The following is an 18,918-nucleotide window of genomic DNA, read 5'->3' as shown; positions in this document are numbered from 1 at the left end:
CTAGCTTGCAATGACGACCTAATCGACTCCAGACTCATGACTTCGGACTTAAGAATCTCACCATCCTGGATTTTGAATCAGCACTGCACTCTTGTTAATTTCTGATTGTGGGATAGGGAAATAATACATTTGAGGATTGGTAAATCTCCTTGTTTCGAAAGAAAACCGAGCTCCGGTAACGGTTGATCCACTACGTGTCCAACGCATCCCATTAGCCGGACCATTTATTAAAGTTTCTGCTAGTTTCCATCTTTTGATATCAAAGAATCTAGTCGCTTCTTCATAGGTTAACTCTACCCTTCTCTCATTACGGATTACTTCCCTCATTTGCTCTTTGGTTAACTGCAAAGGCAATTGAAATGGTACTAAACCAGCCCTTTCCCTGATTTGCTCAACAGCCTGGTACACTTCTGTGCCAGGCCCGCTAAATTCATTAAGTGCTTCTGCGTAATTCAGTAATATCTCGGCATATCTGATGGCCACCAAGCCAATATTATTGGATATACCAAAATTGCCGCCAGCACCTTCGTGACAAAATTTACGGTACAAATAACCCGTTTTAGTAGAACCCGAGGTACCCAAGCCGTCGCCTGGGGCATTGGCATACAAATTAACCACCGTTTTAGTATTTGTGGTATTGTTTAACCACAAACTGCCATCATATAATATAGAATAATAAAAACGGGGATCCCTGTTTTTGTACATATCTGCTTCTACATAACCAGAGCCCGCTTCTTTAATGTTTTTACCATTTTTCATCGGATAGGTGTCTACCAACTCCTGGGTTGGATAAGAGTAGGCTTGCCCGCCGCGCGAAACCGGGAGCAGAAAACCTTCGTACCACCTGTTTGTCGATTTCATGACCTGAAAAATGTGTTCAGGGGTATTTCTGGTAATCATCATCTGATAATAGCCATAACCGGGGGCAGTTGTATTATCTTTTACCAAATTGTATATGCCCATATCCATTACCGCCTTTGCGGCATCTGCGGCCAGTTTCCATCTATTGTTATCCAGATTATCGTAACCTGCCAGATTTTTATTGGCACCTGTACCAGGATTTTGCCCATTAAAAAGAGGACTGGCAGCCAGGAGTAAAACTTTTGATTTTAAGCCCAATGCAGCACCTTTTGTGGGGCGTCCGAAATCTTCAATTTGTGTGGTTACAGGCAAGGCTGCGCAGGCATCTAATTCGCTAACAACATAATTTACAGTTTCGGCAAATGTAGATCTGGCTAAACCAAAATCGTCGGTTATGGCGTATACTTTATCGCCAATAATTGGCACACCACTATAATTGCGTAGTAAATGCCAGTAATAATAGGCTCTTAAAAACCTGGCTTCCAGTTTTAAAGTTGCTCTTCTGGCGGCCGAAATCGGAGACCGGTCTACGTTTGCCAAAAAAACATTTACCCGCCTGATATTATTGTAACAATTGTTCCAGTGGTTCTTAAACCGGCTAAAATCGGCCTGACTTTGAAATGTTGCTGAATTAAAAGCGGGTGCTATTTGTGCCGTAGCACCGCTCCATACGATATCCGAATCGTCTGATGCGTCGCTGTACGACCACAAACCACCGCCTGTTAAGCCATTATCGAGATAGTATGTTCCGGCCAAACCGGTATAAATACCCGTTAAAAACCTAAACGTTAACAAACTATCGGCAAATACAGTAGCTTCATTGAGCTGCCCTACATCTGTTTTATCCAAAAAACTACTGCTATCAGTTTTTTTGCAGGCAAAAGCACCTATCGCTAATAAGCCAACCAATGTTAAAGTTTTTAAATAATTTATATTTTTCATCTGTTTATATATTAGAATGTTACCTGTAAGCCAAGGTTTACAATTTTTTGTTGAGGATAGGATGAATAGGCCTCTACCGTTCCTGTAGAATTTATAGACTCAGGGTCTATATCATAAATCTTCAGGTTAAACCAGGTAATCAGATTTGCGGCATTTGCATAAATACGAGCATTTGATAATCCGATTTTACTTACCAGTTTGTTACTGAAATTATAGCCAAGTTCTACATTTTTGAGTCGGATGTAATCTGTTGGGCGTAACCAAAAAGTAGACTGATCAAAGTTGGCGCCGCCTAAGCGTGGTAATTCTGCCGTTTCCTTGGTTTCTGGCGTCCATCTTTTTAGGTGTATTTCGGAAGGTGTACCATTAGTAGTTCCTATCTGAAACATGGTTGACGCACTTAAACTCCCTTTTGCGGCACCCTGAAAAAGCACTGAAACATCAAAACCTTTGTAGCTTGTGCCTAATGAAAAACCGTAGTTGATCTGAGGGATGTTTGGGTTGCCAATCGGACCAATATCACCCTGATCGATTTTTCCGTCGTTGTTGATATCGGCATACTTCAAATCGCCAGGTTTAACTGCACGGCCAACTGATGTTGGACTATTGGCGATATCGGCCGCATCATTGTAAAAACCTATGCTTGTATACCCATAAATCTGACCAATAGGCCGGCCTGTGCGCATCAGCAAGGGGTTACCTTGATTATAAGGCTCATCACGGTAAATTATTTTATTTTTATAGATGGAAATGTTTCCTTTAACAAAGTAGGATAAGTTTTCTGACAGTTTATTCTGGTATGACAAATCGAGCTCAAAACCTTTATTGTTAACAATACCCAAATTTACCGGAGGCAACGAAATACCCGAGAAATTAGGTACGGTTTCCCTAACGGTTAAAATATCGTACCTTTTATGGTTAAAATAATCGAAGGTTATCCCTAGTTTACTGTTCAGCAATTTAATGTCTGTACCAATATCCAGTTTTCGCTCCTGCTCCCATCTTACATCTTCATTTGCGAGGGCACCCGGCGTAATGCCATACTGTAAGCTGTTATTATCGCCAAACCAGTAAGAGTTTGCCGCCGTTGCCGGGGCATTATAAATTTCTTCGTAGATATAACGGTAAGTATTCGGGAAATCGTCAGAACCAACGGTACCCAACGAGCCCCTGATTTTCATATAATTGATAAAAGGAAGGGCTTTTTTAAAGAAAGGTTCTTCACTAATGTTCCAGCCTGCACTTACTGCCGGAAACAAACCATTCCGCTTGCTTGCTTTGAACCTATCAGTACCATTATACGCACCGTTCAGTTCGAAGATGTACTTCGACTTGTAATTATATCCTACCCTGGCAGAATATCCTCTAAAATTTGCAGGAATATTGGCGCCGGAAATATCTGCTAGCTGGTTGTATACGATCAGACCGTATAAATTGTGGTTTCCAAACTGGCGGTTATAATCTAAAATACCCTGTACATTGATTTTACGAAGGGGGTAGTTAGATGTATTGGCATCAAATGTAGTTGTTGCCGTAAGTGGTTCTAACCTGCTTAACTCCGGAAAAACGGGGTCTAAAACATCCGATCCCGGCAGGTAGGCATAAGTAGGAAAGCGCCCCCTGGTTAACGACCGATTAAATTCTACATTGTTGGTGTAGGCTAAAATTGCCCTTACAGCAAGGCCTTTGGTTAAAAAATCTAAATTTTGGTTGGCTTTTAGGTTTAAGTTAAGGTTATTACTGTAATTTCTGTTGTAACCTGCATATTGCAAAATACCAACCGGATTTAACGTTGCTGATTTTCTACCCCCGTAGCTCCCATCTTCATTTTTTACCGGGTAATTCCATGGATTTAAAAGTCCGCTGCTTAATCTACGCCAAAAAGATATGGCACCACCGGCCAGTACATCGGGCAGGTTTGGCTGGTTAATTTCATTAAACCTCGCCGAAAGATCCAGCTTTAGGGTTAAGGTTTTGGTTACATTCAAATCAACATTCGATCTGATATTATATCTTTTTAAATAATAATTACTATTAAAATTTTCGTCCTTTTGTATATTTTTTAAAATACCATCCTGATAAACGTTGCCAAGTGCCACGAAATACTTTAAATTCTGGGTACCGCCTGTAATGTCGATATTATTGCTTTGCTGCAACGCGTTTTTACGCATGACTTCATCGTACCATTGTACACTCGGATAGTGGTAGGGATCGTCTCCTAATTTAAAATGGTTTAGCGCTTCCTCAGTAACCAGTCCAGGAAAAGTCAGGTTGGGGTCTCTACCTTCATTTACCTCCATCTCTTTCAATAAGGTCAAGGCATTATAAGAATCCAATGGTTTTCTTCTTATGGTAGGCGTTTGCAAACCAAAATCGCTTCTGAATGTAATTTTCGGAGCAGAATTTGTCCCCCTTCGGGTAGTAATCGCAATTACACCGTTAGCGCCCTTTATACCATAGATAGCCGTTGAAGAAGCATCCTTTAAAATGGAAACCGTTTCGATTTCATTAGAATTTAACTGGCTTAACTGTTCGTAAGGGTACTCTACATCATCTACAATGACCAAAGGTCTGTTAGATGCACCTGTGTAAGTGCTAACCCCACGAATGTAAATATTAGCAGCATCGGCACCAGGCTGGCCACTGGTTTGTTGCTGAAACAAACCCGGTAACCTTCCGGCCAGAGCATTTTGAAAGCTTGCAGCAGGGCTCTGTCTTAATTCTTTACCCGATACTGTACTGGTTGCACCGGCATTGGTTATCTTCTTTTGTGGGGTAAAACCCACTACAACCACTTCATTTAAATTTGAGTTATCTTCTTTTAAAACAATATTTAAAGTTTGGCTGGTAATGGTTACCACTTTTGTGATGTAACCAACAGAGCTTATGATCAATTTGGTACTATTGGCACCAACTTTAATGCTAAAAGCACCACTGGTATTGGTGATCACAATGTTCTTTGGGTTTTCTTGTTCTGTAACCGTTGTAGCGATCAATGTTGTGCCCTTATCATCTGCCACCACACCCCTTACCACTTTGGTTTGGGCGTAAGCCAAATTAGTGATCAGCACAAGCAATATTATATTCAGTATTTTTTTCATCTGTATATAGTTTCTTTTTTATCGGCATGAAGCTGTCCTGATTCCCGTTTCACTTCTGTGATCTGAAAACCTGTATGCTTCATTATTTTAAGTTTATGCCCCTTACTAGTTAGGCCATCCTGGGTTTTGAACCATTTTGTTATTGGCTAATATTTCGGCCTGTGGTATAGGGTACCAATACATTTTGGCATCGAACACAGCATTTGCGGCATTGAAATAAGCATAAGAGAAAGCTGTTCCGTTTTTGATAATCTGCACGCCTCTAATTGGTTTGTTTAATTCAATTTCGGCCAGTTTCCATCTTCTCAAATCCCAGGTTCTGTGCTCTTCAAAAGCCAGTTCAATACGGCGTTCATTCTGAATTATTTTACGCAGTTCATCTTTGCTAAGTGTAAGCGATAAACCGTAAAGATTATTGGAGCCAGGAAGAATTCCTGCTCTTTTCCTGATTAAAACCAAATTGTTAACGATATCGGCAACTGCCCCGCCCGATTCGTTTAGCGCTTCGGCATGGTTTAGTAAAATCTCAGCATACCTCAGTAAGATTACATGGTGGGCCTGATTGGTGTAGCTGGTAGAAGTTTCAAATTTGCCCATAAATTTTCTCAGATAATATCCCGTTCTGGTCTGTGTTCTGTTTCCTCCCGGCTTATCCTGCCCACCTTCAAATGTTTCAACAGGCCTTCCCAACCAATTTTTACCATTGTGCATAATCGTAGCTGTTAATCTCGGATCCCTGTTTAAGTATGGGTTATTCGGATCATAAGTCGATCCTGCATCAGAAATTGCTTTTCCATCGAGCATTAAAAATGCATCGACCAGGTTTTGCGACGGACTGGTTAAACCAACGCCCTGTAAATATCCAATCGGACCGTTGTTGATTTCGATATTTGTATTTAAAGCATTCTGTTTAATAAAAATAAACTCCGTGTTTTTGGTTGCATTAAAATTGGCTACCCAATCGGTTACCAGGGTATAACCCAATGCTTTAACATCGGCTGCTGCCTGTGCGGCTAATGTCCACTTCTGGATATTATTTGTCGGGTTACTTAAGGGGCTGGCGGCATATAACAGCACTCTCGATTTTAGTGCCATTGCGGCTCCGATATTCGCCCTGCCCCAATCTCCATCGCTAATGGCATAAGGCAATAATGAACTTTTTATGGCATCCAACTCAGCAACGATATAAGCATAACATTCGTCGAGCGTATTTCTAGGAACATTTATATCATCATTGATGGTATATACCTTATCACCAATTAAAGGCACACCGCCCCAGCGCTTAACCAGTTCGAAGTAAAAATAGGCCCTTAAAAATCTTGCTTCAGCTTTAAACTGAGTTTTTAAAACTGCAGTTGTGGGTACTACATCTACTTTGCTCAAAAAAAGATTGGCTCTTCTGATGCCCAGATAATTCTTGCTCCAAACATCATCAGGAAGGGTTGTAGATGAGATTCTACCCGTACGATAAAATTCTGCCTGGGTTCCTATTCTTGATGGTACGGCATCATCTGTTCCGGCATCTAAAAAACTGCCATCTATCCTGTTGTACCAATCTGGCAACAACAAATAGGTTCCGTTTAAAAATTGTTTTGCATAATCAGCATTCTTATCGAGAGGATCAAAAATTAAGTCGCCGGTTATACGGTCTAAAGGTTCTGCCTCAAATTTTTTCGAACAGCCAAATGCAAATAACAGGCAGATTATAGCGAAGTATATTTTATAATTATTCATAATCAAGATTTAAAACTGAAGGTTAACACCAAAATTGAATATCCGCTGATTGGGTACATTTCCGATCAGCACTTCCGGATCTACCCCATCTAAGGTTGTAGCGGTTAACAGGTTAAGACCATTGGCAAATACCCTCACATTGGTAAAGCCGATTGACTTGATCAGGTGGCCAGGTAAACTATAACCTATTTCTACATTTCTTAATCTTAAATAATCGCCGTTTTTAACCCAGAAAGAAGAAACCCGGCTATTATTTGGGTTATTGCCTACACTTAAACGTGGATATTCTGCCTGCGAAGCGGTAGCAGGTGTCCATCTTAATAAGCTGCTTTCTAAGGCTTGTCCATATCCGCCGGCTGCACCGGTTGATGCAAAATTGATAAAGTTGAAATACACATTTCTATTTGCTGTACCATTTAAAGTGAATGAAAAGTCTAATCCTTTATAATTGATTCCACCTGTTACACCATAAAAGAAAATAGGTTTGGTACTGCCGATCGCGGTCATATCATAAGTGTTGATGATGCCATCGTTATTTAAATCTTTATATTTTAAATCGCCCGGAACCGGGAGGTAGCCGTCAACCTTAGGTCCGTTGTTAATTTCTGCAGTGTTGTTATAAAAACCATCAGCCACATATCCAAAAGTTTGTCCTACAGGTTGTCCGGTTCTGTATTCGTAAGCATTTTTTCTAAAAGGTTCATCATTAAAAATTACTTTGCTTGCACTCCACGAGCCGTTGGCAGTAATAAAATATTTGAAGTTGTTGATCTGATTTTGATATCCAAACGCCAGCTCAACACCCGAATATTGGTTTTTACCCATATTTTCAGGTGGTAAAACAGCTCCAATTACAGCACTTGCATTTGTTCTCCTGGTTTGTAACAGATCGTAATAACTGTTCTTATAATAATCGGCTGTTAACCATAGTTTATCTTTTAACATCGAAACATCTAAGCCGATATTAAATTTCTTTGCTTTCTCCCAGGTAATATTTAGGTTAGCCAGCGGTCCTTCATCTTTTGTACTTGAAGTGGTTAGCGGATTTCTGCTATAAAATGTATCGCCATTATCAAAGTTTTGCAGGTATTGGAAATACCCGGCGGCGGCATTTGTAGCGGTTAAACCGTAAGATGTTCTCAGTTTTAATGAATTAACTGTGTTTTTTAAATTGGCAAAAAAACTTTCGTTGGCGATGTTCCAGCCTAAACCAACTGATGGAAAGAAGCCCCACTGGTCTCCCGCTTTATAGCGGTCATAGCCCATGTACGAAGTGGCCAGTTCCAACAAATACTTATTATCGTAATCGTAATTAAATCTTCCGCCCAGTGATTGATTAACCTGCGATAAGGCGCCACCTAAAACGTAACTGTCCCGTATAAATAACAACTGCGCTTTAAAAGTATTTTTATCGATTGTTTTATCATATCCCAGATCGAAACGGGAAAATATCTGCTGGTTTAGGTCTGTTGGAGAAGAACTATTCGATTGCGTACCATCGCCACCTATTGTTTTGTAACTCGTTTGGTTTGTAACAGGGTTTACTACCGGCGAATACACCGCAAAAGATTTACTTCTGTTAATGTTTTCGTTATAGTAGGAATTGAAAGATATTGCGCCACTAGCATACAAACCAGGCAAAAAAGTATCGAGCTTTTGCATTAACGATACATCTGCCCCTAAATTTCTATTGACCGATGGCCTGTATCCCGATTTTATCGACATACCATACAGGTTATTTTGAAACTCGGTGTTTCCCCCCAGCGAGCCATTTTCGTTAAATTTCGGATAGGCATTATTAGGCGTAGTTAACAATGTACTGTAAATACTGGCTATTGTAGATCCGGGTTGATTGCTGTTTCTTATTCTTCCAAACAAGCTTAAACTGAGCGTAGTACTCTTTGTTAAATCAACATCTATATTACTTCTGAAAGAATACCGCTTGAAACTATTATTCGTTTCATAAGTATTGATGGAAGGATCGGTAACTAAAAAACCACTCTGGCTCAGGTAATCGAGGTCTACAAAATACCTTACCCTGTTGCTTCCACCTCTTAAGTTCAGGTTTTGTCTGCTCACAGGTGCTGTAGCCTTTAAAATTTCATCGGTCCAGTTTACATTGGGGTGCGTAAAAGGATTTGTACCATTTTTATACTTATCTAAATCGGCTGTTCCATAAATGGCTTGCCGCCCGTCGTTTACCAGCGCCTCATTAAATAAGTTGGCATAATTGAATGCATCCAGAAATTTAGGCCTTTCAATCTGCTGCTGAATTCCGTACTGACTGGTGAAGGTAATTTGCTTAGGCATATTTGCACCACGTTTGGTCGTGATCAGTAACATCCCGTCAGCGGCCTTCATGCCATATAGTGCGGTTCCCAGTGCATCTTTTATTACTGAAATGCTTTCTATCTGTTCAGGATCGATACTGAGATACGAGCGAGGTACACCATCAATTACAACCAATGGCGTTCTTCCTCTTAGTGATATAGCAGGTTCGTCAGAACCCAACTGGAAATTATTTTGAACCACGTACAAACCTGGCAGTTTCCCGTACAACATTAAGCCAACCTGTGGCGTAGGAAAACTCTTTAGCTCTTCTCCACTTACAGTAGCGGAAGATTGAATTCTTTTTATATTTTTCTGCGTTCCAAATAAAACCGGAACATCATGTTCTGGCAAAGTTACGGCTACAGAATTCCTGAGTTTGTTTCTCAAAGAATCTCTCAAATTCGATAATGAATCGTTGGGAATTTGTTTACTATTTTTTTTGGCCGACGATGGCACCTGAAATTTCTTGCTTTTTAAAGAATTGGTAAGGTTTTGGAATGCCAAAACATCAACACTGTTTGCCAAGAATAACAGCACCCCAAACAGTGTCATCCGCTTTATAATCGAAGTATAAGTTCCGTTCATTTAAAATAATTTATTTTGTTTATAATTTTAGTTATGCAGAAAGCGACTACTTTCCATGCTGCGCGAAAATTTTAATCATTCCGCATACTGATAGCCAGCATGATTACTGCATACTGCATTATTTGCGAGCATTTACTCACATTTATTCTATTGATATAATGGATTGGGTTTATGCCTTAAGCATAGACATTAGAAATTTTGATTCGTTTCCAGCAAATAGTAAACGGAAAAGCGGGTATATGCAAAACGACATATTGCCCCATTGGTTAGGGATAAATTTCATTGTTTGGTTATCTTTTTGATTAGTTGATTTGGATTAGTCAATTTAAAGTCGTGAATAGACTATAGTTTAGTTTGTGCGGTTAGCCTTTCTTCATATCCTCTGGTTTGGTCAGTTTATTTAATCAATAGTCTCTGTGCCACTGGTTATTGCGGCCTGGTTAGCTCAATTTTCTTAAACCAAAACTGGCGCATTATTCCTTAAAAAAGGTCGAAAATTGTAAATGAAAGGGTAGAAAAACTGTAATCCTTTAGTATTTTAATAAGTTCGCGTTATATTTAAAGGAAATACATCAAAGGCTATTCTTCTATAGCGATAAGATGGCCAAAAAACTAGCTTAATTTTATGAATCTGCGTTTAAACGCTTTATGGTTTTTCTCAATGCTTTTTATCTGCACCGCTTTGTGTGCCCAGAAGCCTATTGTTTTTAACCACCTCAGGATGGAAAATGGCCTGTCGCAAAATTCGGTGATGGCCATTGCGCAAGACAAAGACCAGTTTATTTGGATGGGTACCCAGCACGGACTAAACCGCTATGATGGCTACCGTTTTAAAATTTACAGCAACAGCTCAGATAATCAAAATAGCATTTCGAACAATGTAATTTCGGCCCTACTGAGCGATACCAAAGGAAGGTTGTGGGTGGGAACAGAAAACGGGCTGAATATTTACAACGAAAAAACCGACCATTTTTATCGCATCAACAAACGGAGCTCAGCAAATTCCTTTAGCTGTGATTCGGTAGAATGTGTTTATGAAGATCCTCAAAAAAACATCTGGATTGGAACATACAATGGGCTAAATTTGGTGATAGACGCTGAAAAGCAGATTTTCAAGAAATTTCTTTTTGACAAGCCCAATCGTAAATCTGCACTCAACTGGATTTTTTCGATTTTTAAAGATGAAAAACAAAACCTTTGGGTAGGTACTTATAATGGTTTAGTGCGTATTTACCAGGTAAAAGGCAAATATCGTTTCGAAATTTTCAGACATAATCCCAATAACAGTAACAGCATCAGTTCTAATGCTGTAAAAAGTATTGTAATCGATAAACAAAAGCGGCTATGGTTAGGCACGTATAATGGTTTAAATCTATTCGATTACGAACATAAAACCTTTAAACGCTTCCAAACCAGTTCTACAGATCAAAATTCTATTATTAATAACGACATTAGAAAACTAACCTGCGACAAAGCGGGCAACATCTGGATCGGTACACAGGAAGGATTAAGTATCCTCGATCCTGTTAACCAAAAATTCAACAATTACCGTTACGATCCTGAACAGAACAGCGGCTTAAGCCAAAACTCCATCCATAGTATTTTTGAGGATTTAAACGGTTCGATGTATGTTGGTACCTTTTATAAAGGTGTAAACGTAGTCTATCCATCTGCTACACCATTTACCGTATTCCGGAATTCGAAAAAACATCAGGGCTTGAGCAGCAACATTGTAAGTGCCATAACCGAAGATCGATACCATAACCTGTGGGTGGGCACCGAAGGCGGCGGCTTAAATTATGTAAACAGGAGCAACAACACTTTTACCTACTATAAATCGGAACCAAATAACAGCAATGGACTCAATTCGAACCTAATTAAAACGCTCTGTCTTGATAAAACAGGTCAATTATTGGTGGGTACACATCGCGGGGGGTTATACTTATTTAACCCCTCAGGCCATAATTTCAAAAAAATAATTAATGTTAAAGATGTAAAAAACAACCTGGGTGGCGCTGAAATAATTGCAATAACTGAAGATAGCGATGGTACTGTTTGGGTAGGTTCCAAAGATGGATTATCGACATTAAAAAAAACAAATGGACAGTATGCTTCTAAAACAGTTAAAAGCCCATTAGAGCAGTACCTAAGGAACAACTACATCCAGGTTATATTTGAAGATAAGGCTAAAAATCTGTGGATTGGAACCAAGGCCGGATTATATGCTTACCACCCAGCCACTAAAAGAATTACAGCCTATTATCATGATCAGAAAAAGAACAGTGCAGGCAGTTTAAATTCAGATTATATTAATTGCATTATCCAAATACGAAATGGAAATATTTGTGTTGGAACTTCTTTTGGAGGTTTGAGCATTTTCGATAATAAAAGCAGAAAATTCAAGAACTACAGCGAAAAGGACGGCCTGCCAAATGGTAATGTATTGGGAATAATTGAAGATGAGGAAAATAACTTGTGGATCAGTACAGATAAAGGATTATCTAAATTGGTTTCTAAAACTGGGAAATTCATTAATTACACTAAAAGCGACGGGCTCGCAGGCAACGATTTTAATATCCGGTCGTTTTTAAAAGATAGCCGTGGTGAATTGTTTTTCGGAGGTTACGATGGTTTAACAGCCTTTTATCCCAGCCAGATTGATATTAATACGAATGTCGCACCAATTACCTTGACTGAACTCAAACTGTTCGATCAAACCGTAGCGGTAAATGCACCGGATGGATTGTTAAAGGAAGATATCAAAAGCACCAAACAAATTACTTTTAAACACGACAACAACAATTTCAGCCTCGGTTTTGCCTTATTAAATTACATTAAACCAGAAAAAAACAGTTACCGGTATATGCTCAAAGGCCATAGTAAAGATTGGGTAAAAACCGATGTACCCAGTGTTACCTATACCGATCTTCCTGCTGGCAATTATACCTTTATGGTTACGGGAAGCAATAATGATGGAAATCCTGGCGGGAAAGCTGCAACCCTTAAAATAACGGTGCTTCCACCCTTTTGGGCTACCTGGTGGGCCTATCTTATTTATTTGGCTTTCTTTTCGGGCTTACTGTTTTTAATTGTTCGTTATCTTTTTGTGCGTGCGCTGCTTAAACGTACAGAAGACATCCAGAAAATGAAACTAAATTTCTTTACCTATGTAGCCCACGAAATCAGAACGCCACTTACCTTAATTCTTGGCCCCTTAGAAAATCTTTCCAAACAATATCAAACCGATACCGAGTTAAATCGGCAGATTATTCCGATAAAAAATAATGCCAACAGGCTAATGCGGCTTATTACCGAATTAATGGATTTCAGGAAAGCTGAAACCGGGCACCTTACCCTACATGTTACAGAAGATAATATTGTCGATTTTATTAAAGAGATTTTCATCTCCTTCGCTCATCTTGCTCAAACCAATGGTATACAGTACGAGTTTGTACACGAGCAGGAAAACATAAGCCTGTTTTTTGATAAACGACAGCTCGAAAAAGTATTGTTCAACCTGTTATCTAATGCCTTTAAATTCTGCAATAAAGGTGGCAAAATATCTGTTTCTCTATTGGAAATGGAGAATGAAGTAGTGATTAGCATTTCAGATAATGGATTGGGCATACCTGCCGAAAGTTTAAAGAATCTTTTCAGCGATTATTTCCAGGTAGATGAGCAACATTCAAATCAAATCGGTTCGGGAATAGGTTTGGCACTTTCTAAAGCAATTGTAGAGGAACATAAAGGGCATATTGCTGTAGAAAGCACACCTGCTGAAAAGGGTGAACGTGGTTTCACCAATTTCACGGTAAGGTTAAAGAAAGGAAAATCGCATTTTAAAACAGCTCTTTTTGATGGCGTAAAAGATTATTCAAGCCTTCCCGATATCTACACGCAACAAGCAGAGCAAGGGGTAGCAATTTTAAAATCTGAAAAAGAAACTGATATTTCTACCGAAACCATATTGGTGGTGGAAGACAATAGCGAAATCAGGCTACTAATTACCTCACTGGTTGGCAAACATTACCAGGTTGCCGAAAGTGAAAATGGATTAATGGGTTGGGAAACGGCTGTAGAAACGCTACCCGATCTGATTATCTGTGACATTATGATGCCGGTAATGGATGGTATAGAGCTTTGCCGCAGACTTAAGGAAGATGAACGTACCAGCCATATCCCCGTTATTATCCTTACAGCCCGCTCTTCTCATATCCACCAGGTTAGTGGCTTAGAAACAGGCGCCGATGCCTATATTACCAAACCTTTTAGTCCTGAGTTACTTTTACTGAACGTTCGTAATTTACTGATGTCGAGACAGGTAATGCGTCAAAAATTCCTGAAACACATTCATTTACAGCCGAAAGAACTCACCATCAATGCCATTGATGAAGCTTTTATGCTAAAACTCTTAAAATACATTGATGAACATATTACTGATGAAGATTTTGGGGTTTCTGAACTGGCTTCGATGGTTGGGATGAGCAGGCCTGTTTTGTATAAAAAAATCAGAAACCTAACCAATCTCTCCGTAAACGACTTTGTTAAATCGATCCGTTTAAAGAAAGCAATGGAGCTATTTAAACAAAATAGGTTTACCATTTATGAGGTGGCCTACCAGGTTGGCTTTAACGATCCAAAATACTTTAGCAGGGAGTTTAAAAAACAGTTCGGAAAAAGTCCGCGTGCTTTTATGAACGGAGGTGAGGAAGAAGATTAGTTTGGTAAAGAGTCCTTAGCCGGGAGTCAGTACCCAAAGTCGATCAATCAATCAATCAATCAATCAATCAATCAATCAATCAATCAATCAATCAATCAATGAGTTACCTATAGGCTCATTCGTCATCCTGAGCGGAGCCGAAGGATCTATATAGTGGATTAAAATTGTTTGGCAGACCCAGAACATGGAATGGGTTTTGATTCCCGCCTGCGCGAGAATGACGATCGTATTTATTTATGCTCCAACTCTGTGCCCTCTGTGGTCTGCTCTCTGTGGGCGCTGTGGTAAAAAAATGGAGAAACCATTAATTAGATTTCTCCATTTCCCTACGCTTCAGTCGAAATGACGAACCTTATTACTTCAGTTCTTCTAATTTTAACACCACACTGGTCCTCGTGGCATTAACATTAGGGTTAAAGCCCACTTTCATCAGGAAATCGCCAGTATAAGTTTTAGTAGCATCAATCGATGATTTTGTACCTGGATAAAGGTTGATTTCTTTAATCTGGTATTTTTTCGCTGCATCTAAACCATTCAGTTTAATCGGATATTTACTGTTTTCGCCATAACGGTAGTTTACCAGGTAATTAAAAATAACAGCTTCAGTTTTTTCCGCATTTACATATAACACCGATGCGATGCTGCCGGTGCGTGGGTTGGCTAAACGGTATTGTTCGCCTTGCCAGATCGTTTGTTTTACATCGTTATAGTTTTTAATGGCCTCCTGGCAGAACTGAAGCTCTTTTTCAGGTAATTTACTCACTACAATATCGAAACCCAATTTACCCATCATGGCTACGTCGGTACGGAATTTTATTGGCTGTTTTCCCCAATCGGTTACATGGTTGGAACTGCTGATGGCCGGATAAAAATAAGAGTATTCCCATTGCATAAATATGCGCTCTAATGGGTCGGTATTATCACTAGGCCAAAACTCCGTAAAATACTGTAAGGCAGCATAATCTACCCTACCACCTCCACCAGAGCATAACATCATCGGCACCGTTGGATATTTAGCACGGATTCTTTGCAATACACTATACAATCCCCTTACATAATCGATGTAAAAATGAGATTGATTTTTTAAATGCGCGGAGTATGCATTGTAAATTACCGCATTACAATCCCATTTAATGTAAGCCAGTTTCGGATTTTTAGTAAACAGGCCATCCACCACATCGAAAACAAAGTCCTGCACTTTTAGATTGCTCAGATCGAGTTCTAATTGGTTCCTGAAATAATATTCAGGTCTGTTAGGCTGCTTTACCACCCAATCAGGATGTTTTTCATAAAGTTCACTTTTAGGGTTAACCATTTCGGGTTCTATCCAAATTCCAAATCTGGTTCCTACATTATCGGCCTCTTTTACCAGAGAAGCTATTCCGTTTGGCAATTTCTTCTTATTCTCCTGCCAGTCGCCAAGCCCGGCATGGTCATCGTTACGGGGATATTTATTCCCGAACCAACCATCATCGAGTAAAAAGAAATCGACACCCAGTTTTTTGGTATCTTTTAACAAATCGGCCAGCTTTTGTTCATTAAAATCGAAATAAGTGGCCTCCCAGTTATTCAAAAGGGTTAACCTACTTCCTTTTCCATCTAATATCTTATAATTACGTGCCCAATCTTGCAATTTTCTACTGGCATCGCCTTTTCCCTGATCGGAAAAAGTGGATAAAAAAGCAGGGGTTGTAAAAACTTCACCAGCTTTTAAGCTATAGGGAGAGGCATAATTGTTCATTCCGGCAATAATGCGGAGGTTATCCTGGTAATCCAGTTCAAGATCGATCTTAAAATTACCGCTCCATTCCATGGCTCCATACAAAACACTGCCTTCATTTTCTTCAGCTGGCTTATCTAACGAAATCATAAAAACCGAAGGCTGAAATAAATTTGCCCTTGTACCCAATTTGCTATCTAAAGTTTTAATGCCGTGGGTGATTTCACTTTGTTCTGGCTGCATTTCTTTAGCCCAATCGCCATGATACTGGTTTAGCCAAAAATGCGGCGATTTTAAGTGCAGATTGGCCGATGCATATTTATGCAATACCACTGTCCCCTTTTCGTTATGTTTAATCTCTGTCCATTGTTCTATCACATCCTGTTTATAAAAAGATTTATAGAACATGGTGACTTCGAAATTGTAAACTGGGTCTTTCAATCTGATTTTAAGTAGACTCACATTATCATCAATAGCCGTTATGGTATGATCTACGTATTTCAGATCGAGCGAGTTATTGCCATCAGCATGGGTAACACTAATGGCTGGTTCTACCAGGTTTCTTGATCCTGAAGGTGTATAAACCGAATTTAACTGCCCGGTGTAGTCTTCAGTTTGTTTGTATTGCCCGGCAACCTGCGCATATTCTTGTTTATTACTGAGTTTCTTTCCAAAAAAAATGGTATTAACATCTTTCTTTACATCAGCCTGTAATACCAATGCATTATGCGCGGTTTCAATAGGGATAATGGTTTGGGCCTTAATATTGCCAACGGTAAAAAGCGAAATGGTAATGACCAATGCTCCGTGCTTGATGTAATATGCAATTTGATCTGACTTGTTCATTTGTGTTTTCAATGTTAATCCGGTAATGTTTATAGGTAGTAGTTGATTTATTTTATTGTTTAAGTATGATTTTGAAGATAATGGCATCTTTTGCGCCCACACTTAAAGCTTGGTTATTTTTGAAGTTTTCAGTTTTTTGAGTGATCAAATTTTGACAGCTGTACACTTCATCCATATTTAAACTGATTCTCGAAAAGTCAAGCGTAAAAGGCTTTACTTCATCGCTATAATTAAATAACGCGAGATATTTCACGTTACCAACCTGTTTTACAAAAAGTTGTGATGCCGATTCCCCCCTATTCCCTTCTACCGGAAGAAATGCCTTTCCATCTTTTAATACGTTTAGGATTTCGGCATTGTTCAATAAACGCTTTGCCGTACTGTTCCATTTGCCTTGCAGTGAAAAATCATCGCCGGTAATGCAGGTTCCCGTAACCATTGCTGATAAAAACCTGGCTGTATTTTCCTGGTCAGATTGATCGGAGAATACCACGTGATCGGCATCAATATAGTCGTAAAGATAAGTTTGCCACCAGCCGTTGCTTACACTATTCAAAGTATATTCGGTATCTTTTATCGATTTGAAGGCATCGCAGGCTATTCTGCGCATGTGTATGTATCGTCCAGAAGCTAAACTTGGTGATATGGCTGCGTAAACCAACATTTTATTATCCAACTGTTTTAATAAAAATTCCATGCCTGCTTTGTAGGCCTGCATCCCTGTAGTAACCTTCGGATCGTAAAAATGATTGGATTCTATTGCAGCGTGACCTAAAAAGTCGATTTTAATCATTTCAAAACCGCATGCTTTAAACTTTTTAATCACTGCGGCAATACGTTTCTGGGTACCCGGATGTGTTGGATCGAGCGCCCTTGCACCATCTATATCGTGGTAGCCTGATCCGATTTTGGTCCACATCTCGCCAAATGTATAATCGCTTCCTTCCGCCTTGCGGTTACCGCCACCAGCAAATCCCCAATCTACAAAGGGTGCCCAGTAGATGCCCGGTTTTAATCCTTTCAATTTAGCATAATCGGCAAATGCCTTCAGTTTAGAATAATCGCCCGTTAGGCCGCCTTTCAGCAGGTTATCCCAATAAGAATCGAGATCGATATATGCTACACCATTGCTTCTAAAGGCTTTTAGGCTATCAGCAAAAAAATCGACAACCTGATTAGCTTTTTCGAGTGTTATTTTCTCTTGCATTACGCCCCAACTGTTCCATCCCACGGGAGTTCCCGCTTTCCATTTTAAAATAATAGGTGGTTCTGCTATCCGGTTGGCTCGTGCATAGGTTTCCATACCCGATCGCCAATCGGCAAATGCACCGAAAAATACTTTCGATGACCTGATCGCATTTCCTTTTAAATAACCATGTTCAATTTTATCGCGGGTAATACTTTCTTCAGTATAACCACAAATGGCCTGAATACCTATTTTTTTCCCGCTATCCATAGCTGTAATAATTCCGGTTTTCCAGTTATTGTGTTCTATAGATCCGATTACAAAACCTTTTCTGGATTGATCGTGATACAAAGCCGTAACCTCCGCGCTCGGATTGCTTGTGTTCGCCTTTAGCGGAACAGCATTGTAAGAAATAAAGGTATCGTTATCAAAAGGTACAAATAAGCTGGTAGGCACGCCTGAAGTCTCCTGATCGATCAAGTCCCCATTTAAAGGCACCATATGGTTGATGGATAAATTAACGCCCTGTAAAGCAAGACTGATCATAAAATAATCCTTACCTGTATAGGTACAAAAAACCTGTTGCATAGTTGGTAAACCATGCTGCTTTAACAAGAAAACATGTTTAAAACCCTTCCCAAAACCATCTTTAATAGCTGTTTTGGTGTAGCTGATCTGCGAGTAATCCTTCGAACTAAGTATCCTTTTCTGGTATACTGCTTGCGAAAAACCATTTAATAATAGTTGCGCAGCGCTATTTGACACCTGAAAAGTGCCGGTTTTAAGGTTGTAGTCTATTTTTCCTGCCCGACCATAATTGATTATGATTGCAGATGCAGACCGCGCAGAAAATAGCAGGACCAGGAAAATCAAGAATAACTTATGCCTGGAT

General features: G+C 39.6%; 7 protein-coding genes. 1 reads left to right on the top strand and 6 read right to left on the bottom strand.

The genetic code is table 11. The features are described from left to right. Nucleotides 1–57 precede the first annotated feature (57 nt). The 4 genes from AC07VK_RS03815 to AC07VK_RS03800 form a co-directional block, all read right to left on the bottom strand. Nucleotides 58–1,803, bottom strand: a complete 1,746-nt coding sequence (locus tag AC07VK_RS03815) for a RagB/SusD family nutrient uptake outer membrane protein (RefSeq protein WP_492958451.1) — start codon at nt 1,801–1,803, stop codon at nt 58–60. Nucleotides 1,804–1,814: 11 nt separating this feature from the next. Continuing rightward, entirely contained in the window at nt 1,815–4,904 is a 3,090-nt protein-coding gene (locus AC07VK_RS03810; RefSeq protein WP_492953343.1) for a SusC/RagA family TonB-linked outer membrane protein, read from the bottom strand. A gap of 105 nt (nt 4,905–5,009) precedes the next feature. Continuing rightward, nucleotides 5,010–6,638, bottom strand: coding sequence for a RagB/SusD family nutrient uptake outer membrane protein (locus tag AC07VK_RS03805; protein WP_492958449.1), 1,629 nt, complete (start codon nt 6,636–6,638; stop codon nt 5,010–5,012). Between the two features lie 9 nt (nt 6,639–6,647). Further along, entirely contained in the window at nt 6,648–9,554 is a 2,907-nt protein-coding gene (locus AC07VK_RS03800) for a SusC/RagA family TonB-linked outer membrane protein (RefSeq protein ID WP_492958447.1), read from the bottom strand. 721 nt (nt 9,555–10,275) lie between these two features. Between AC07VK_RS03800 and AC07VK_RS03795 the strand changes: the two genes are divergently transcribed. Continuing rightward, nucleotides 10,276–14,274: a hybrid sensor histidine kinase/response regulator transcription factor gene (locus AC07VK_RS03795; RefSeq protein ID WP_492958445.1), complete on the top strand. Its 3,999-nt coding sequence runs from the start codon at nt 10,276–10,278 to the stop codon at nt 14,272–14,274. Nucleotides 14,275–14,629: 355 nt separating this feature from the next. Here the strand turns inward: AC07VK_RS03795 and AC07VK_RS03790 are convergent, their stop codons facing one another. Both AC07VK_RS03790 and AC07VK_RS03785 read right to left on the bottom strand, forming a co-directional pair. Next, on the bottom strand, nt 14,630–16,840 hold the full coding sequence (locus AC07VK_RS03790; RefSeq protein ID WP_492958443.1) for an alpha-galactosidase: 2,211 nt from the start codon (nt 16,838–16,840) through the stop codon (nt 14,630–14,632). Between the two features lie 52 nt (nt 16,841–16,892). After that, complete coding sequence (locus AC07VK_RS03785; protein ID WP_494939778.1) at nt 16,893–18,791, bottom strand: alpha-amylase family protein; 1,899 nt, start codon at nt 18,789–18,791, stop codon at nt 16,893–16,895. Nucleotides 18,792–18,918 lie beyond the last annotated feature (127 nt).

The organism is Pedobacter sp. GW821-FHT01D05 (assembly GCF_059422505.1).
This window is presented reverse-complemented; position numbering and strand designations above follow the sequence as displayed.

What these genes read in the sequence shown, in the direction of transcription:
- AC07VK_RS03815 (WP_492958451.1), bottom strand. Translation starts at nt 1,803, where the DNA reads ATGAAAAATATAAATTATTTAAAAACTTTAACATTGGTTGGCTTATTA.
- AC07VK_RS03810 (WP_492953343.1), bottom strand. Translation starts at nt 4,904, where the DNA reads ATGAAAAAAATACTGAATATAATATTGCTTGTGCTGATCACTAATTTG.
- AC07VK_RS03805 (WP_492958449.1), bottom strand. Translation starts at nt 6,638, where the DNA reads ATGAATAATTATAAAATATACTTCGCTATAATCTGCCTGTTATTTGCA.
- AC07VK_RS03800 (WP_492958447.1), bottom strand. Translation starts at nt 9,554, where the DNA reads ATGAACGGAACTTATACTTCGATTATAAAGCGGATGACACTGTTTGGG.
- AC07VK_RS03795 (WP_492958445.1), top strand. Translation starts at nt 10,276, where the DNA reads ATGGAAAATGGCCTGTCGCAAAATTCGGTGATGGCCATTGCGCAAGAC.
- AC07VK_RS03790 (WP_492958443.1), bottom strand. Translation starts at nt 16,840, where the DNA reads ATGAACAAGTCAGATCAAATTGCATATTACATCAAGCACGGAGCATTG.